The 17,642-nt window shown below is 70.7% G+C and carries 18 protein-coding genes; 9 read left to right on the forward strand and 9 right to left on the reverse strand.

Going from position 1 to position 17,642, the window contains the following annotated elements:
• The first annotated feature begins 5 nt into the window (after positions 1–5).
• Positions 6–668, forward strand: coding sequence for a TenA family protein (locus ACIBEJ_RS21390; protein WP_397184515.1), 663 nt, complete (start codon positions 6–8; stop codon positions 666–668).
• Entirely contained in the window at positions 659–2,263 is a 1,605-nt protein-coding gene (locus ACIBEJ_RS21395; protein WP_397184516.1) for a PucR family transcriptional regulator, read from the forward strand. The genes ACIBEJ_RS21390 and ACIBEJ_RS21395 overlap by 10 nt, the downstream gene beginning before the upstream one ends.
• Here ACIBEJ_RS21395 and add read toward each other — a convergent pair whose 3' ends face one another.
• Genes add through ACIBEJ_RS21410 form a run of 3 tightly spaced genes read right to left on the reverse strand, consistent with a single transcriptional unit; the run spans position 2,264 to position 6,323 of the window.
• Positions 2,264–3,250 (reverse strand): adenosine deaminase, encoded by a 987-nt coding sequence (gene add, locus ACIBEJ_RS21400; RefSeq protein ID WP_397184517.1) that lies wholly within the window; start codon positions 3,248–3,250, stop codon positions 2,264–2,266.
• The gene (locus ACIBEJ_RS21405) at positions 3,247–4,968 is read right to left on the reverse strand and encodes an adenine deaminase (protein WP_397184518.1); all 1,722 of its coding nucleotides are present in this window, start codon (positions 4,966–4,968) and stop codon (positions 3,247–3,249) included. The genes add and ACIBEJ_RS21405 overlap by 4 nt, the downstream gene beginning before the upstream one ends.
• Positions 4,965–6,323, reverse strand: a complete 1,359-nt coding sequence (locus ACIBEJ_RS21410; RefSeq protein ID WP_397184519.1) for a purine-cytosine permease family protein — start codon at positions 6,321–6,323, stop codon at positions 4,965–4,967. The genes ACIBEJ_RS21405 and ACIBEJ_RS21410 overlap by 4 nt, the downstream gene beginning before the upstream one ends.
• 224 nt (positions 6,324–6,547) lie before the next feature.
• Here ACIBEJ_RS21410 and ACIBEJ_RS21415 point away from each other — a divergent pair, with 224 nt between their 5' ends.
• Both ACIBEJ_RS21415 and ACIBEJ_RS21420 read left to right on the forward strand, forming a co-directional pair.
• On the forward strand, positions 6,548–7,795 hold the full coding sequence (locus ACIBEJ_RS21415; RefSeq protein ID WP_397184520.1) for a fibronectin type III domain-containing protein: 1,248 nt from the start codon (positions 6,548–6,550) through the stop codon (positions 7,793–7,795).
• The gene (locus ACIBEJ_RS21420; RefSeq protein WP_397184521.1) at positions 7,792–8,466 is read left to right on the forward strand and encodes a fibronectin type III domain-containing protein; all 675 of its coding nucleotides are present in this window, start codon (positions 7,792–7,794) and stop codon (positions 8,464–8,466) included. Before ACIBEJ_RS21415 ends, ACIBEJ_RS21420 begins: the two co-directional genes overlap by 4 nt.
• Here ACIBEJ_RS21420 and ACIBEJ_RS21425 read toward each other — a convergent pair.
• The 3 genes from ACIBEJ_RS21425 to ACIBEJ_RS21435 are packed head-to-tail and all read right to left on the reverse strand — an operon-like array spanning position 8,463 to position 10,505.
• Positions 8,463–9,335, reverse strand: a complete 873-nt coding sequence (locus ACIBEJ_RS21425) for a 1,4-dihydroxy-2-naphthoate polyprenyltransferase (RefSeq protein WP_397184522.1) — start codon at positions 9,333–9,335, stop codon at positions 8,463–8,465. The two genes, ACIBEJ_RS21420 and ACIBEJ_RS21425, sit on opposite strands and share 4 nt — an antisense overlap.
• A 13-nt stretch (positions 9,336–9,348) precedes the next feature.
• Positions 9,349–9,957 carry a GNAT family N-acetyltransferase gene (locus tag ACIBEJ_RS21430; RefSeq protein ID WP_397184523.1) on the reverse strand — a complete coding sequence of 203 codons (609 nt, stop codon included), beginning with the start codon at positions 9,955–9,957 and terminating at the stop codon, positions 9,349–9,351.
• Between the two features lie 44 nt (positions 9,958–10,001).
• Positions 10,002–10,505, reverse strand: a complete 504-nt coding sequence (locus ACIBEJ_RS21435; protein WP_397184524.1) for a CGNR zinc finger domain-containing protein — start codon at positions 10,503–10,505, stop codon at positions 10,002–10,004.
• A 49-nt stretch (positions 10,506–10,554) separates the two neighbouring features.
• On the opposite strand from ACIBEJ_RS21435, the gene ACIBEJ_RS21440 reads away from it, so the two are divergent.
• The gene (locus tag ACIBEJ_RS21440; protein WP_397184525.1) at positions 10,555–10,860 is read left to right on the forward strand and encodes an antibiotic biosynthesis monooxygenase family protein; all 306 of its coding nucleotides are present in this window, start codon (positions 10,555–10,557) and stop codon (positions 10,858–10,860) included.
• Here the strand turns inward: ACIBEJ_RS21440 and ACIBEJ_RS21445 are convergent.
• A complete protein-coding gene (locus tag ACIBEJ_RS21445; protein WP_397184526.1) occupies positions 10,836–11,438 on the reverse strand; it encodes a TetR/AcrR family transcriptional regulator C-terminal domain-containing protein in 603 nt (200 codons plus the stop codon). The two genes, ACIBEJ_RS21440 and ACIBEJ_RS21445, sit on opposite strands and share 25 nt — an antisense overlap.
• A 54-nt stretch (positions 11,439–11,492) precedes the next feature.
• Here ACIBEJ_RS21445 and ACIBEJ_RS21450 point away from each other — a divergent pair, with 54 nt between their 5' ends.
• A complete protein-coding gene (locus ACIBEJ_RS21450) occupies positions 11,493–12,221 on the forward strand; it encodes an alpha/beta fold hydrolase (protein WP_397184527.1) in 729 nt (242 codons plus the stop codon).
• Here ACIBEJ_RS21450 and ACIBEJ_RS21455 read toward each other — a convergent pair.
• Positions 12,218–13,615: a PLP-dependent aminotransferase family protein gene (locus tag ACIBEJ_RS21455; protein ID WP_397184528.1), complete on the reverse strand. Its 1,398-nt coding sequence runs from the start codon at positions 13,613–13,615 to the stop codon at positions 12,218–12,220. The two genes, ACIBEJ_RS21450 and ACIBEJ_RS21455, sit on opposite strands and share 4 nt — an antisense overlap.
• Between ACIBEJ_RS21455 and ACIBEJ_RS21460 the strand changes: the two genes are divergently transcribed.
• The 3 genes from ACIBEJ_RS21460 to ACIBEJ_RS21470 all read left to right on the forward strand — a co-directional run bounded on the left by ACIBEJ_RS21460 (position 13,614) and on the right by ACIBEJ_RS21470 (position 16,486).
• Positions 13,614–14,528: a DMT family transporter gene (locus ACIBEJ_RS21460; protein WP_397184529.1), complete on the forward strand. Its 915-nt coding sequence runs from the start codon at positions 13,614–13,616 to the stop codon at positions 14,526–14,528. The genes ACIBEJ_RS21455 and ACIBEJ_RS21460 overlap by 2 nt on opposite strands.
• Positions 14,529–14,572: 44 nt before the next feature.
• Positions 14,573–15,595 carry a hypothetical protein gene (locus tag ACIBEJ_RS21465; RefSeq protein ID WP_397184530.1) on the forward strand — a complete coding sequence of 341 codons (1,023 nt, stop codon included), beginning with the start codon at positions 14,573–14,575 and terminating at the stop codon, positions 15,593–15,595.
• Positions 15,596–16,177: 582 nt separating this feature from the next.
• A complete protein-coding gene (locus ACIBEJ_RS21470) occupies positions 16,178–16,486 on the forward strand; it encodes a hypothetical protein (protein ID WP_397184531.1) in 309 nt (102 codons plus the stop codon).
• Between the two features lie 276 nt (positions 16,487–16,762).
• On the opposite strand, the gene ACIBEJ_RS21475 is transcribed toward ACIBEJ_RS21470, so the two are convergent.
• Positions 16,763–17,641, reverse strand: coding sequence for an alpha/beta hydrolase (locus ACIBEJ_RS21475; RefSeq protein ID WP_397184532.1), 879 nt, complete (start codon positions 17,639–17,641; stop codon positions 16,763–16,765).
• Position 17,642 lies beyond the last annotated feature (1 nt).

Genomic DNA, 17,642 nt, shown 5'->3' on the forward strand with positions numbered 1-17,642 from the left:
GGCGGGTGAGCCGCTTGCGAGATGATGTGTGGCAGGTCGTCGGCGGGGTCTATGACCAGATCCTCGCCCATCCGTTCCTCGCCGGGCTGACGGACGGGTCGTTGCCGCGCGAGGCGTTCCGCCACTACGTGGTCCAGGAGGCGCACTTCCTGCCCGACTACGCCCGCGCGCAGGCGGCCTGCGCGGCGCGTTCGCCGGAGCCGGCCTCGGTGCAGAGCTTCGCGCGGGACGCGGCGATGACGGTCGAGGTCGAGCACAGCCTCGTGGTGGAGCTGCTGGCCGCCTTCGGCCTCGACGAGGCGGACGCGCGCAAGCTGCCCGCCGCCCCCACCACGGTCGGCTACGCCTCCTACCTGGTCAGGACCTGCTCGCTGGGCACGTTCCCCGAGGCGCTGGGCGCGATCGTGCCCTGCTACTGGATCTACGCACGGGTGGGCGAGGCCCTGCTCCAGCGTTCGTCGCCGGATCCGCTCTATGCCTGGTGGATCGAGACCTACGGCGCCGAGTCCTACCAGGAGACCGTCGCGGGCGCGCTGGACCTGCTCGACGCCCTGGTCCTGAGCGCCGACGACCGCGAGCGGCTGCTGGACCGCGCCCTGACGACGGCCCGCTTCGAGTGGATGTACTGGGAGGCCGCCTGGCGCAGGGAGGGCTGGCCATGCGGCTGAGGGAGCTGGTGCAGGCCCGTCATCTCCATCTGAAGGTGCTGACCGGCCACGATCTGCTCGACCGACAGGTACGCGGCGTGTCCACCACGGACCTCGCGGAACCGGGCAGGTTCGTGAAGCCCGGGGAACTGGTGCTCACCGAGCTGACCTGGCACACCGGCGCCGAGTCGGCGCGCGACTTCGTGAAGGCGCTGGGTGAGGTGGCGGCGCTGGTCTCCGGCACCGCGCTCAAGGGCGTCCCGCTCGACTTGGTCGACGCCTGCGCCGAGGCCGGGCTGCCGCTGCTCACGCTCCCGGTCGAGGTGCCGTTCAGCCACGTCACCGAGCACGTCCTGCGCGCGCTGATCGCCGAGCTGGGTTCCCCGCCCCGCCAGCGGTACGGCTCGCGCCGCCGCCTGGCCAGCACGCTGGTCGACGGCGGCAGCCTGACGAAGGTCGTCACCGCGGTGGCGGGCGAACTCGACGTGCCGTGCTGGGTGATGTCGCCGACCGGCCGGGTCATCGTCGGCTCGCAGCCTTTGGAGGAGGAGCAGCGGGCGCGGCTGGCCCACACGTTCCTGACCGCGCGCCACCTGCCGGGGATGGTGGGCGGCCTGTCGGTCTTCCCGATCAGCAAGGGCGCCCCACACCGGATCGCCAACTGGTTCCTGGCCTATGCGGGGGAGCAGGCGCAGGGGGAGAACGAGGACCTCATCGTGGAGCTGGCCGCGCTGGTGGCGCTGGAGCGCTCCCGGCTGGAGGCGGCCCAGCGGATCGAGCGCCGCGTGTTCGACCAGCTCCTGGAGCTGCTGGAGTCGGGGGAGGCGGGGCTGCCCGGCGTGGTGTCGCGCCTGCACACGCTGCACGTGGAGACCGAGCACGGGCTGCTCGTCGTGGCGTTGTCGGCGCCGGGGGACGCGGGCGTGGCCGTACTGGATGAGCTGTTGCGGCCGCTGGCTCCAGGCGTCGTGACCGCCGCGCCCGGCGCGGCGGGCGCCCCAGGCGGGGCGGGCGCTTCGAGCGCGGCGGGCGTTCCAAGCAGGGCGGGCGGTACAGGCGGGGCGGGTGCTCCGGACGCGGTGGGTGAGGCGATCGCGCTGGTGCCGCTGGCGGGCAACAGCGCGCGGGAGCTGACCGCGCACGTGATGGCCGGCGCGCGCCGGCTGGAGGCGGGGCTGGGCGGCGAGGGGCGGATCGCGCTCGGGGTCAGCAGCGTCACGACCGGGCCCGCGGCGCTGAACGGGCTGATCGAGGAGGCGCGGCACGCGCGCTCGCTGGCCGCGCTGAGCGGCGAGCGGATCAGCGTGATCACCGGGGACGACGTCAGCTCCCACCGCACGCTGCTGTCGGCGATTCCGGCGGATCTGCGCAGGTCGTTCCGTACGCGGCTGCTGGGCGCGCTGGAAGCCTACGACGCGGCGCACCAGACGGACCTGCTGGAGACGTTGCAGGCGTTCCTGGAGGAGTCGGGCAACTGGACCTCGACCTCGGAACGCCTGCACGTCCACGTCAACACGCTGCGCTACCGGCTCAAGCGCATCGAGGAGCTGACCGGCCGCTCGCTGAACTCCTGGGACGAGCGGGTGGACTTCATGCTGGCCGTGCGCATGCGTTAGCTACGGCGTGTAGGCGTCCACCTCGGCGATGTAGGCGTCCTTGACGTGGCGGGGCAGCCAGGTGATCTCGAAGGCGTTGCGCTGCAACTGCCTGAGGTCCTCGTCGGGGAAGTTGAGCACCTCGAGGTTCTCGGCCACGTAGCCGACGAAGTAGGCCGGGTCGTCGGAGTTGATCGTGACCCGCACGCCCAGGTCGAGCAGCTTGCGGATGCCCTCGATCTTCATGGAGTCGGTGACGTAGCCGTTGGAGACCGGGCAGCAGGTCAGGCCGATGCCCTTGTCCAGCACCTCCGCGACCAGCGCCGGGTCCTCCAGGATGTTGACGCCGTGGTCGATCCGGTTGACGCCGATGTCCTGGATGGCCTGGCGGATGTGCTCGACGGAGTTCTGCTGGTCCACGTCGCAGTGCATGGTGAGCAGGTAGCCCTCCTGGCGGGCGCGCTCGTACACGGCGGCGAACTTGGCCGGGGGGTTGCCCTTCTCGTCGGAGTCCAGGCCGACGCCGACGATCCACTCCTTGTAGGGCAGCGACTCCAGCAGCGTCGCCATCGCGTACTCGGCCTGGAAGTCGCGCAGGAAGCACATGATGAGCTGGGCGCGCAGGTCGAGCTGGTTCTCGGCGTCGACGACCGCCCGCCGCAGGCCCCTGATCACCACGTCGAACGGCACGCCGCGCGAGGTGTGGGCCTGCGGGTCGAAGAAGATCTCCGCGTAGCGCACGTTCTGCGAGGCGGCCTTGCGGAAGTAGGCCATGGCCAGGTCGTAGAAGTCGGGCTCGGTACGCAGCACGCCCATGCCCTCGTAGTAGATCTTGAGGAAGGAGGGCAGGTCGTCGAAGTCGTAGGCCGCGCGCATCTCCTCGACTCCCGCGTACGGCAGCGCGATCCCGTTGCGCCTGGCCAGCTCGAACTTGAGCTCCGGCTCCAGCGTTCCTTCGATGTGCAGGTGCAGCTCGCACTTGGGCAGCCCGGCGATGAACGCAGTCACTGAAGGACCTCCACGACCTCGAGGTTGACGCAATCCACCAGGCCGAGGTCGGTCACGGCGTAGTCGGGGATCGCGGTGATGGACAGGAAGAACAGGTACATGAGCGGCGAGGGCAGAGTACAGCCGAGTTCGCGGGCCAGGTCGTCCAGGCGCTGCTCGGCCACGGCCATCTCGGCGGCGGGCAGGTCGGAGACGATGCCGGCGATGGGCAGCGGCAGCCGTTCGCGCACCTCGCCGTCGACCACGATCACCTGGCCGCCGCCCATCTCGGCCACGGTGTTGACGGCCAGGGCCATGTCGGCGCGGGAGGCGCCGACGCAGATGACGTTGTTGTCGTCGGGCGCGGCGCTGGTGGCGATGGCGCCGCGGCGGATGCCCATGCCGCTGACGACGGCGACGGGCATGTTGCCGGTCTTGCCATAGCGCTCCACGACGGTGACCAGGAGCGCGTCCTTCTCCACCGAGGGCTCGACGACGCCGCCGACCACGGGGAGCGTGACGTCGCGGCGCTTGCGGACGAAGACCTGCTCGGTGAAGCCGATGGCCAGGACGTCCACCTCGTCCTGCTCGCTGCGCAGGGCGAAGTCGTCGGCCGTGACCGTCTTGACGGGAAATCTCGTGACCTGGCCGCGGGCGGGCGGGGCGGTCGGGGTGATCATCCGGCCGTCCCGGGCGACGAGCTCGCCCGCGGAGACGACCTCGCGCACCCGGAAGTCCTCCAGCGAGTCCACGATGAGCACGTCGGCGAAGCGGCCGGGGGCGATGCTGCCGACCTTGTCGTCGATGCGGTACATCTCCGCGCAGTTGACCGTGGCCATCTGGATCGCGGTGACCGGGTCCACGCCCGCCTTCACCGCCATGCGGACCAGCTTGTCCATGTGCCCGCCGGCCAGGACGTCGGCGGCGTGCACGTCGTCGGTGCAGAAGGCCACCCTGCGGGCGCCGGCCTTGCTCACCACCTGGATGTTCTCCTGGAGGAAGTGGGCCACCGAGGACTCTCGCACGATGGCGTAGATGCCCTGGCGCAGCTTCTCCAGCATCTCCTCGTGGGAGTAGGACTCGTGATCGAGGCGGATCCCGGCGGCGGCCAGGCCGCCGATGCGGCGGGCGTCCGACATCGGGGCGCAGCCGAAGACCGGCAGCCGGTGCTTCTCCGCCAGCTCCAGGGCCTCCATCACCGCCGGGTCGCCGTGCTCGACCATCTCCTGGACGGTCTCCCACACGCCGACGCACTCGGGCCAGGTGTGGGCCTCGCGGTGCTCGTCGGGGCCGAAGGTGAAGCCGACGGTGCTCTGGGGCACGGTGTACGGGGCTTTCGCGGGGGCGCCCCACCAGATCCGCATCCCGGTCTTTTTCGACTCATCCAGAAATTTCCGGACTCCTGGCAGGCCCTCAACCACGAGCACCTGGTCCAGGCCCGACACGACGCTCGTGGTGCCCAGCGGCACGACCAGGTCGGCGAAGCTGGTGACCGACAGCTTGGAGCACTCGACGTGCAGGTGCCCGTCGATCAGGCCGGGCACCAGGTAGCCGCCCGCCGCGTCGATCACCCGGGTCTGCGGGCCCCGCTGGAGGGAGGGGCCGACGGCGGCGATCCGGTCCCGGAAGATCCCGATCTCCGCGGGGTAGACCTCGCCCGTCAGGACGTTGACCAGCGTGCCGTTGGTGATGATCGTGTCAGCCGGCCGCCTGCCGTACGCCACGTCGAGCAGTGTCATCGAGCCCCCTCAAGGACAGGAACGGAAACGGGCCGGCGGTCCAGCGCGGCGTAGACCGCACCGGCCACCAGGAACCCGGCGAAGATGCTGAAGTCGGCGCCGCCCGTGGCCTGGGAGATCCAGCCGACGAAGGCGGTGGAGTTGATCCAGAGGGCCGCGGCGGCCATGCCCGCGACCTGGGCGATGATCGCCGCCCAGCGGATCTGGCCCGGCGCGCTCTCGTCGAACAGCGCGCGGGCGTCGTAGCGGCCCTTGCGGCGCAGCCAGTCGGTGACGTACACGCCGGCCCACGGGGCCAGCCAGATGATGAGCAGGCCGAGGAAGGTGTTGAGCAACGTGTTGAAGTTCTCCGACGTCACCGCCACGTACGTGATGATCACGCACAGGATGAGGTCGGCCACGACGGCCACCCACCGTTTCACCTTGATGCCGGCGGCCTGAAGGTTCAACCCCGAGGAGTACAGGTCGGTGGTGTTGACCGCGAACAGCGAGACGATCGCCAGCAGCAGGTACGGCACGACGAACCAGGAAGGCAGCGCCCCGGGCAGCCCGGAGATGGGGTCACCCGCGTCCTTGACCACGGTGGCCACCGCCGCGCCGAGGGTCATCAGCAGCACGTACGGCACGAAGCCGCCCAGGAACGCGTACCCGAAGACCGCCTTCTTCGAGGAGTCGGCCGGGAGGTAGCGGGAGTAGTCGCCGCCCAGCGGCCCCCAGGACAGCCCGCCCGCCGACATGATCAGCGCGACGGCGATCGTGAACGTGGTGAAGTCCGCGCCGCCGCCGCCCGCGGCCACGTCGACCTTGGGCCCGACGAGGATCGCCATGAGCCCGAAGAGCACCACGAAGACCCAGGTGAAGTACTTCTGCGCCTTCATCACCGCGGCGTGCCCGATGAGCGGGAGCACGAGCTGGATGAGTGCGGCGACCAGGATGACGGCGACCTTGAGCCCGAGGCTCTCGGTGGCCACCCCGGCCTGGCCGAGCAGCGACAGGGCGGCGAAGGTGATGAGCACCATGCCGCCGGCCTCGAAGCCGACCATGTTGAGCCAGCCGAAGAAGCTGAGCAGGCGCGCGCCCTTCGGCCCGTAGGCGGCGCGGGAGACGGCCATGGTGGAGGTGCCGGTGGCCGGGCCCTGGAGGCTGGTCAGGCCGACGAGGGGGAAGGCCAGCAGGTTGCCGATCACGATGGCGGCCACGGCCTGCCAGAAGCTGAGGCCGAAGGCGGCCACGATGGTGGTGCCGTAGACGAGGGTGAAGATGCCCATCGTCGTGCCGGTCCAGAGGAAGAGCAGGTCACGCGGGCGGCCATACCTCTCCCCGGCCGGGACCAGCTCGATCCCGCGTTGCTCCATCGCGTCCTCCCAGGTCGGTGTTCCCCTCAGTGAACCAAAGGCGGCTGACCTGGGCGTTTATCGGGACATACGAGCCTGCGCCACCCCGCTTGTCGGCGCCTACAAAGAGATCATCCAGACCACACATCCGATGACCAGCTCATCCATATATGTGGATAAATCCGGATTCGACGGAAAATGTGGAATCGCTTGACGGTCATCCGTGAACAGTGATCCCATGAATTATGGTCCGATTACTCGCGCTGGGGCTGTCACTCAGCCTGCTTCCGGCCCCCGCCCCCACCGCGTCCCTGGCCGACCACCAGGCCGAGGACGCCACCATCAGCCAGGGCGCCGTCGAATCCAACCATGCCGGATACACCGGCACCGGCTTCGTCAATCTCGACAACCTCGTCGGCTCCTACGTGGAGTTCACCGTGACCGCGGCGGAGGCGGGCCCGGTCCCGCTGACCATCCGCTACGCCAACGGCACCACCAGCGTCCGCCCCATGTCCGTCACCGCGGGCGGCGCCACCCAGTCCAAGGATTTCCCGCCCACCGGCGCCTGGACCACCTGGATGGAGACCACGGTCACCGTCAGCCTGGCGGCCGGGCAGAACGCCGTCCGCCTCACCTCGACCGGCGCCGACGGGGGCCCCAACCTGGACCGCCTGGTCAGCGGCCCGCCCGACGCCCAGCCGCCCACCACCCCCGCCAACCCGCGCGTCACCGCGATCACCAGCAGTTCGGTCGCGCTCGCCTGGGACGCGGCCACCGACAACGTCGGGGTCACCGGCTACCGCGTCTACGAGGGCGCCAACCAGGTCGCCGCCCCCGCCGGCACCGGCGCCGCCATCACCGGCCTCGCGCCGAACAGCACCCACACCTTCACGGTCGCCGCCCGCGACGCCGCGGGGAACGAGTCGCCCAGGAGCGCCCCGGTCACCGCGACCACCCAGCAGGACAGCGGCCCCGGCCCGGTCGAACAGGGCCCGTGGACCGCATACAGCCCGACGTTCAACGTCCAGGAACGCGGCTGTGGCGACGTCAGCGACCTGACCTTCCGCCTCACCTGTTCCACCGGCAGCGGTGACCAGCGCGCGGAACGCCGCTACGCCACCTACACCGGCGGCACCCGGCAGTTCCAGGGCTTCTTCAAGATCACCAGCATGGGTGGCACCCGGATCAGCCTGAAGCAGACCTTCAAGACGACCGGCCCGTTCTTCATGATGGCCGTGGAAAGGGGCGGACGCCTGTATGCCGTGCACGGCGGCACCACCATCGCCACCGGCGCGACGCTCGGCACCACCGTGCGGGTCAACACCGTGCACGTGGTCGGCAGCACCCACCGCACCTACATCAACGGCTCGTTGAAGCACACCACCTCCAGCCCCGGTGGCGACTTCTACGACAAGTTCGGCTCCTACCGCACCAACAGCGGCCAGGGCCCGGTCACCGTCGAGTGGTCGGACATCCGGTTCTGGCGCAAGTGAGAACGCTGGCCGTCCTGGCCCTCGCCCTGACCGGCTGCGCGGCGCCGGAGTCCGCGCAGCCGGTCGCGGCACCGGTCGCGGCGCCGCTGACGGCCGTGCTGACCACGCCGCGTGAGGTCACCCTGAGCTGGCCGCCGGGCGATCAGGGGGCGGCGGGCCGCGTGGTCGAGTTCGCGACGGAGCCGCGGGGGCCGTACACGATCCTCGACTTCGTGCCGCCGGGCAGGACCACCTACACCCACCCCGACCTGATTCCGCGCACCACCTTCTACTACCGCCTGCGCCCCTACTACGGCCCCGCCTCCAACACGGTCGAGGTCACGCTCCCGCCCGGCCCGCTGGAGGAGGACCTGGAGCACGACTGGCTCGACCCGCGTACGCTTCCAGGCGCCGGCACGGCTCCCGGGGCGGCGCCGGAGCACCTCAGGGCCACGGTCAAGCACGCCAACGGCATCCACTTCACCTGGACCGACCGGTCCGCGGACGAGGAGGGCTACCTGCTGGAGGTCAGGGCGCGGGGCGCGCCGGGCTTCCGCGTGGCCGCCGTGCTGGACCCCGACGTCAACGCGGTCGGGCTGGTCACGCTGCCCGAGGAGAAGCGGGCCGCCTACCGGGTCAGAGCCTTCAGGTACGGCGAGCCGTCCGAGGTCGTCACCCAGACGACCGGCTAGATCAGCGCCAGCCCGATCGAGAACAGCAGCCCGAACGCCATCTGCAGCTTGCCCGTCGCCTGGAGGACGGCGATCAGGTCGGGCCCGACCGCGCCGCCCAGGACGGTCCGGATGGGGGCGATCGCCAGTGGCGCGGCCAGCAGCGCCAGCGCCACCCACGGCGAGACCGTGATGAGCGCCAGCACGATCACGAACGGCAGCACCAGGCAGCCCGCGTAGAGCACGCGGGTGCGCTCGGCGCCCAGGACGACGGCCAGGGTCTTCTTGCCCGCGGGCCCGTCGGTGACCACGTCGCGCAGGTTGTTGACCACGAGCATCGAGCACGACAGCAGGCCGACCGGGATCGAGGCGGCCAGGGCCAGCCCTGACAGGTACTCCACCTGGACGAACGTGGTGCCCACGACCGGGACGACGCCGAAGAACACGAAGACGGACAGTTCGCCGAGCGCGCGGTAGCCGTACGGGCGCCTGCCCCCGGTGTAGAACCAGGCGGCGGCGATGGCCGCCGCGCCGACCAGCAGGATCCACCACGCGCGGGTGGCGATCACCAGCACCAGGCCGGCGACCGCGGCGGCGGCGAAGCAGCCGAGGGCGGCGGCCAGGACCTGGCGGGGGGTGGCGGCCCTGGAGCCGACCAGGCGCATCGGGCCGACCCGCTGGTCGTCGGTGCCGCGCACGCCGTCGCTGTAGTCGTTGGCGTAGTTGACGCCGATCTGCAGCAGCAGCGCGACGAGCAGGGCGACCAGCGCCTGCCACCAGCCGACGTCGCCGAGTCCGAAGGCCACGCCGGTGCCGACCATGACGGGGACGACGGCGTTGGGAAGGGTACGCGGGCGCGCACCTGCTATCCACTGCCCCGGAGTTGCCATGTCGCGTCTACCTCTAGCTGATATCCGTGCTGAGCCTGATCATGCGGATCGGGCGGCCCATGTCGAGCACCCGTTCGGCCATGTCCTCGCCCCAGCCCGCCGACTCCAGGAAGCCCAGGACGGCGTGGTTGTCGGCGAAGGCCCAGGTGACGATCTGGCGGTAGCCGTCCTCGCGCAGGTGGTCGACGGTGGCGTTGAGCAGGCGGCTGCCGTGCCCGCGGCGGACGAAGTCGGGGTCGACCAGCAGCGTCAGCATCTCGGCGACCACGGTCGGGTCGAGGTCGGGGTCTTCGGCGGGGGCGTGGGAGGCCAGGCCCACCACGCGCTCGCCGCCGCGCGGCGTGGCCAGCGCGGCGCTGCCGCCGACGCCCAGCGCAGGGAAGCCCTCGGTGTCGAGGATGGTCTCGACCGCGACGAGCACCCGGTGGCGGGAGGTGGGCGGGGCGACGATCGCCTCGTCCCACTGGCGCAGCCACATCTTCTCGGCCGCCGCCCCGGTCATCTGCTCAAGCGGCCCCTCGGGCAGGAAATCCCGATAGCCGTAGCGCCAGGCGCGGACCTGAACGTTCGCAACCTGGAGCACATCCTCGCGCCGGGCCGCCCGGACGCCTACGTCTGCCATTTTCGGCCCGCTCCTTCGCCTGCCGTCATGCCACAAGGCACGAGTTACACCGTATCGGTGTTTGAGCCTTGGGGACGACGCGAACCATGCTTCCTTGCCCGATATGCACGGGTTTTGGTGCGGTTGCCGCAGACCTTCATGGAGCACCAGGATCGCGAACGGTTCTTCGAGGAGTCGATGAACGCCCACTGGCAGGTGCCCTCCAGGCAGACCTTCAAGCGCTCCCAGCCCGGATCGAGTACGGCTGCCGCGATCTTGGCCAGGGCGCCGGGGACGCCCTGCCGTACCGGGGTCAGCACGGGGCCCTTCGCGATCGTGATCCGGAGCGGCAGCTCCGGCAGGTCCGCGGGCCCCTCGCGGCGCAGCGCCGCCCGCAGGCCCTCCCGCAGGGCGATCGCGGTGGCCAGGTCGTCGTCCTCCGCGCGGTCGCCGTCACCGGCCAGCCCGCGCTCGCGCAGCCACAGGGCCAGCTCGGCGGGCGAGGTCAGCTCGTCGGCGTCGTTCTCCACGTCGTAGGTGTTCACGAAGTCGCGTACGAGCTCCAGCATGAAACCACTGTAGCGTGTTGAGTGGTGTCTGCTCTGGAGAGGAGTCTTGATGATCGTCCGCATCTGGCGAGGCTGGACCCGTACGTCCGACGCCTCCGCCTACGAGGACTACCTGCTGCGCACCGGGTTTCCCGGATACACCGCGACGCCGGGCAACCAGGGGGTGCGCTTCACCCGGCGTGACGACGGGGACCGTACCGAGTTCCTGCTGATCTCCTTCTGGGAGTCGTGGGAGGCGATCGAGGCGTTCGCCGGGGAGGATCCGTCGCGGGCCGTCTTCTATCCCGACGACGACGCGTACCTGGTGGACCGGGAGCGCACGGTCGCGCACTACGAGGTGTTCGCCAGCGCCTGAGCGGTGCCCGCCACGAGGGCGCGCAGGCCGTGCTCGAAGCCGTCGTCGCCCAGCGGGCCGCCGCTCTCGCGCACGGCCGCCAGCAGGGTGGGGCCCGGCCGCACGTCGGAGTGGCCCGTGCGCCCGGCCTGCTCGTGCAGGACGACGCCGTTGACGTAGTGGGTCACCGCGGTGATCGTGCGCAGGGCCAGGCCGGGCGTGAAGCCCCTGGCGACCATGCCGTCCAGCTCCGACTCGAACAGCTCGACCGCGCGGGCGCTGAGGCTCGCGGCCCCGGAGACGACGCGCGCGCCGTCGCGGTGCGCGCTCAGCGAGGCACGGTACGCCCGGGCGCGGCGGGCCAGCCAGTCCTGCCACGACTCGTCCGCACGCGGCGGGCCCATCCCGGCGGCCAGCACGATGGCGTCGGCCATGCCGTCCAGGAGCTCCTGTTTCGTGCGGATGTGCCAGTAGAGCGCGGGGGACTGGACGCCCAGCTCGGCGGCGAGCCTGCGGACGGTCAGGCCGTCGAGCCCGACCTCGTCCAGCAGGCGCAGCCCGGTCTCGACGAGGAGCTGCCGGGTCAGCCTCTTGTTCACACCTCAGCTTAGCAGTGCTAAATTGCCCTTAGCGTTGCTAAGGAGGCGGTCGGCATGTCGGGGATTCTGGTGGTGCACGCGGGTCTGGACGACGGCTCCCTGTGGCGCGGGACGGCGGAGCTGCTGGCCGCCCGCTATCGGGTCGAGGCGCCGGTCCGGCTCCAGTACCGGCCGGATCGCGGGCCCGCCAGGACCATCGAGGACGAGGTCGCCGAGACGCTCGCCGCCGCCGAGCGCATGGGCGGCCCGGTCCTGCTCGTCGGCCACTCCTCGGGTGGGGTGGTCGCGCTGGAGGCCCTGCGCGCCGCGCCGTTCGCCGGAGCCGTCCTCTACGAACCGCCCGTGATCACCGGGACCACCCTCGGCGGCGACGCCACCCGGCGCGCCCAGGCCGCGCTGGCCAGAGGCAGGACGGCACGGGCCATGCGGATCTTCTTCACCGAGGTGATCAAAATTCCGGCCTGGCAGGCGTGGCTGGGGGCGCTCGGGGTGGCCCTGGTGCCCAGGCTGCGCGCGCTCGCGCCCCGGCAGCTCGACGACCTCGCCGCCCTGGACGCCCTCGGCAACCGGCTGGACGAGTACGCGGGCATCCAGGCCCCGGTGGTGCTGCTCGGCGGCGACCAGAGCCCGGCTCACCTCGGCGAGCGGATGGACGCGCTCGAACAGGTGCTGCCGGACGCCACCCGCGTGGTCATGCGCGGCCAGGGGCACACCGCCAACCACCGCGCACCCGACCAGCTCGCCCGGATCATCCTGGAACACGCCGACCGGGTGCTCGCCTAAACGGACTCCAGCGCCTCCGCCAGCCGCCTGACGCCCTCGGCCAGCTCGCTCACGTGGGCGGCGGCCATGAAGGTGAGCCTGATGCGCGGGCCGGGTGGTTCCGACGGGTAGTACATGCGGCCGGGGCTGACCAGCACGCCGTTGCGGTAGGCCGCCTCGACCAGGGCGGGCTCGTCCACGTGCGGCGGCAGCCGTACCCACACGTGCTTGCCGCCGCGCGGCACCAGGTGCGGCGAGGCGGCGGGAAGACGCGCGGCGAGGGCCGCCAGCAGCGCGTCGCGGCGCCGGACGATCTCGGCGCGCACCGTGCGCAGGTGGCGCTCCCACGCGGGCGAGCCCACGAACTCCAGCGCCGTCTCCTGGAGCGGCCGCGCCACGAAGAACGACTCCACGAGCTGCCCGGCCCGCAGCCGGTGCGCGGCCGGTCCGCGCGCGACCACCCCCGCCACCCGCAGGCTGGGCGCGAGGATCTTGGTGAGCGAGCTGACGTGGACGACGGTGCCGTCCGGATCGAGCGCGACCATGGGCGGCGGCGCGGCGTCGGCCAGGTAGCGCAGCACGTCGTCCTCGACCACGAACGCGCCCCCCGCCCGCGCCACGCCGATGACCTGCTCGCGCCGCTCGCGCGAGAGCGTGGCGCCGGTCGGGTTGTGGAGCGTGGGCTGGCAGTAGAAGACCCGCGCGCCGGTGACGGCGAACGCCTCGGCCAGCAGATCCGGCCGCACGCCCTCGCGGTCCATGGGTACGGCCGTCGCCCGCAGCCCCGCCGCCTTCGCCGCGGCCAGCGCGCCCGGGTAGGTCGGCGTCTCGACCAGGACCGGCGTGCCGGGCGCGGCCAGCGACCTGAACGCCAGCGACAGCGCCGACTGCCCGCCGCTGACCACGAGCGCGTCGGCCCCGGTCACGTCGCCTCCGGCCTGCGTCGCGAACCACCGGCGCAGCTCGGCCAGCCCGGTGAGCGGCGGCACCGACCACGCGTCGGGACGGCGCGCCGCCCTGGCCATGGCGGCGGCGAGCTGGTGGGAGGGGCGCAGGGCGGGGTTCAGGTAGCCGCCGGTCAGCGGGATGACGTGGTCGGGCGGGGTGGCCAGCAAAGCGGCCACCCCGCTGTCGTCGACCACGCGGTCGCCCAGGGCCACGGTCTGCCAGGACATGTCGGCTTCCGTGGGGTGTTGCGGCGTGGGCCGCTGTGCCACGAACGCGCCCGCGCCCGGCCGCGTCACGACCCGTCCCTCGGCGGTGAGCCGTCCGATCGCCCGCGACACCGTGACCGGGCTGACCCCGTGGCGGCGCATGATCTCCCGGCTGGACGGCAGCCGGTCGCCCGGCTGGAGCCGCGAGACCTCTTCACGCAGCATCGCGGCGATCTGGGCGATACTGCTATCGTTGTCCATGAATGCACAGAATAGCGCTATTGTTGCCCCCGCAGTAGCGGTCCCCAGCGCCCGCCGCGGAACCCTGCTGGCCTTCCTGGGCGTCCTGTCGTTCTCCGGCTCGTTCCCCGCGACGGTGTTCGCGATGAGGGGGTTCGATCCCTGGCTGGTGGCGATCGGCCGCGCCTTGCTGGCCGCGTTGATCGCCCTGGTGTGCCTGCGCGCCGCCGGGGCGCCGCTGCTGCCGCCGCGTTCCCAGTGGCGTCCTTATGCGCTCATCTCCCTTGGTGTCGTATTCGGCTTCCCCGTCTTCAGCGGCCTGGCGCTGTCGCTCGGCGCGGGCGCCGCGCACGCCGGGGTGGTCATCGGGCTCCTGCCCGCGGCCACCGCCGCGTTCGCGGTGCTGCGCGCGGGCGAGCGGCCCCGGCCGCTGTTCTGGCTCGCGTGTACGGCGGGAGCCGTCGCGATCACCGCCTTCACCTTCACCCGCGCGGAGGGCGGCGGCGCGTCCTGGGCGGACCTGCTGCTGGTGGGGGCGTTGCTGTCGGCGGCCGTCGGCTACACCGAGGGCGGCAGGCTCGCCCGGACCACGCCCGGCTGGCAGGTGATCTCCTACGCCCTGGTGATCTCGCTGCCGGTGACGCTACCGGTCACCGCGGTGCTGGCGGTGACGACGCCGGTGGTGTGGAGTGTGGAGGCGGTGGCCGGGTTCGCCTATGTCGGACTTATCTCGATGTTTCTTGGATTTATCCCCTGGTATGCGGGTCTGGCCCAGGGTGGCATCGCGCGGGCCGGGCAGACGCAGCTCACCCAGCCGCTGCTCACGCTGGTGTGGGCGTGGGTCCTGCTGGGGGAGCGGTTCGGGTGGGTGACGGTGGGGGCGGCGCTGGCCGTACTCGTGTGTGTGGCGGTGACGCAGCGCGCCCGTACTTGAAATCGCATGACATCCACCCGCACGATGGGAGGCGGAGGTGTCACATGGCCGACCTCAGCGTGCCCGACGGCGGATTCTGGCCCGCGCCCGAGATTCCGCAGCCCAACATCTACCCGATGGAGTGGCGGGTCGAGACCGAGAAGCTCGCGGCGATCTACGAGAAGTCCAAGTCCGTGCTCTGGAACCCCGCCGACCTGCCCTGGGACGGCCTGGTGGCCGAGGACTTCACGCGGGAGCAGCGGCTGGGGATCATGTACTGGTTCGCGGTCCTCGCCAACTTCGACGCCTCGGGCCCGGCGGTGTTCGCCCGCGCGACGATCCAGGCGTTCGAGAAGCACGAGGAAGATCCGGTGCGTAAGTGCTTCTTCTCCATCACCCGCGACGAGATGAACCACGAGGAGTGCTGCCAGCGCACCATCGCCCGCCTGTGGCCCGGCGGGCCCCTGAACTGGACGCCCACCGACGACCTCGAACGGGCCGCGCACAACAACATCGGGTGGCTGTACCACAACGGCGGGCGGTACTGGACGGGGTACAGCTCGGCGGTGGGCAAGTACTCACTGCCGGTGCTGTTCACTAGCTTCATGATGGGGGAGATGGCGGCGTCGACCCTGTTCAGGGGGATGGCGTCGGGGACGCGGCATCCGGTGTTCGGGGAGATGTTCCAGCGCATCGGCCGGGACGAGTCCCGACATCTCCAGATTTGCATGACGATTCTGGAGAACGAGTGGCCTGGGCTGACCGAGGATGTGAAGTCCTTGATCACCCGGCAGCTGCGGGCCGGGTTCGTGTTCCTTTCCATGATCCTCTGGGAGCCGCCGGAGGGGTTCTGGGAACTGCCCCCTTATTTCCTGAACAACCACCGGGTCCTGATGGACCACGCGAGGGATGCGGGGCTGGGGGTGCTGTCGTACGAGGAGCAGGCGGAGAACTGGCGCCAGGCGATGGCCAGGGTCCGCGCGATCGTGGAACGGTGGGGGATCGCGTTTCCGGCTATACCGGAGCTGGACCTGGAGGGCGTGGCCGTGGACTTCATCGACCCAGAAGAAATCATCCCGGTCTTCTAGACAAGGTCCTCGCACGGGACGCTTCGCGCTCGGGGCTGTGACAGCGGAGGCAAGCCCCCGCACCCCCAGCGAGAGGCCTCCGGCCCCTCGCGCTCCCCCAGCCGTGGGCCGGGAAGGACGGCTCTGGCGTCCTGGGGCAGCTTGCGGTCGGTAGGCGATTGCTCCTGCAGGAGGAGCCATGCGATGGTTCGTGCGTGATGGGTCGTGTCGGCGGTGGATCGCGGCCGTGGGGTTCGGAAGACGGGGGTGAATCGGTTGTCGCGTCGTCGGTTCTTTCGAGGCCAGAAGCTGGATCAACTTGCTGTCGGCTCCGCCGTCTTCACCACGGTGCTTTTCCTGGGACAGGCTGTGATCGACTACGTCGTGGAGGGGCCTGACCGGATCACGGCGGCCTATGTGACGGCGCGCGGCCTCGTGCTCGGCGTTGTGTGGACAGTGGCGATGGTGATCGCAGTGCGGTCACAGCGGTCAGGGCGATAGGGGCTCTGGGTGCGCGCACCGGCGAAGTGGCTGCTCGCTGCTTCACTGGGTCCGCGCTGGGCACGGCTCGCGCTGCGGCGGGCAGCGGCCCATAATGGGCGAGTGATCACTTTCGCGTGGATTCTGCTTGCCCTGGCCGCGATGAATGCCGCGGTGGGCGTCTACAGCGTGATCACCGGCCGGGCGCCGGCCTGGGCGCTCTGGTTGAAGAAGAGCCGTCACAGCAGGCTCGGCGGCTGGGCCAACCTGCTGATCGCCGCGTTCGTGGCGTTGATGGTGATCAACCAGAACGTTGACTGGTCGTACGAGGTCCATATCGTGCTGATCGCCGGGCAGCTTCTCGCCGGTATGGGCGCCACCGCGTTGTGGATCATCGAAGCTGGGCGGCCCGCGGTCGCCAATCGGGCGTAGTCTTGGGGCTGTCGCCGCGGGCAAAGGCGAATGGGAAAGATCGTTACCAGCGTTCGTTGACGCTGACGCCCTGGACGGGGCTGAGCCGGTTCGAGTCCGGTAGCCCGCGGCATCCACACCGTGGAGCGCGGCTTATCAGTAGGTCGTCGCCCTAGGCGAACAGGTGGCCGCCGCTGTCCAGCGTGTTCGGGATGTCCTGGGCGGGCAGGCGCCGGCCCAGGACGCGGTGATGATCGGCGCACTGGCAATGAAGTAAGCGGGGTGTGTGCTGGGTGGTTACTTGAGGGTTTGGGTGAAGTGGGTGGTGGCGGCGTTTATTGCGGTGGTGACCTGGGGGTCCTGGTCGTAGAAGGCGAACTGGTCACCGTCTGTCCAGATGAACTTCTTGGGGGCGGTCAGGCCATCGTAGAAGCGTCTTGCTCCCTCCGGGATGGCGGCGTCCTCGCTGTGGACCAAAAGGACGGGCTGGGTGATTCGGGGGGACAGGGAGATCGAGTCGTAGCCCAGCCATCCCGTCCACGCCATCACCGCGAAGCGGTTGGGCCAGTGGGGGAGGCCGCCGCGGGTGGGGTTGAGGTAGAAGTCGATGTCGAACGGCATGGCCGCCCGTGGATCGGAGCCGCTGACCACCGGCACGTACTCGACCTCGCCTGTCGACTCGAAGGTCGTCCGGGCGCGCTCCGCCTCGGCCAGCTTGCCGGCCACGCCGTCGGCGCCGCCGTACACCTGGTGGCAGATCTCCAGGTCGTGCAGCCACGGCGCGACCAGCGCCAGCGAGCGGATGCGGGGGTCGGACACGGCGTTGCCGCTCATGTACATCGCGGCGGCGCAGACGCCGAGGGCGCCGAGGCGGCCGGGGTCTACGGCGGGGTGGTTCGCGAGGAAGGTCACGGCGTGGTGGATGTCGTATACCTTGCGGTCTGGTGCTTCGTAGTCGCGGGGGGTGCCTTCGGATTCGCCGTAGCCGGTGAAGTCGAAGGAGAGGGCGGCGAAGCCGCGGTCGGCAAGTCGTTCGGCGTATCGGTTGGCCATTTGCTCTTTGACGCTGGTCCAGGTGCCTGCCACCACGATGCCGGGCGCCGAGTCTGGGGTGTCCGGCAGGTACAGGTTTCCGGTCAGGGTCGCGTCTCCGGCCTTGAACTTCACGGTTTCCATG

Origin of the sequence: Nonomuraea sp. NPDC050790 (assembly GCF_044456745.1) — a bacterium.
GTDB lineage: Bacteria > Actinomycetota > Actinomycetes > Streptosporangiales > Streptosporangiaceae > Nonomuraea.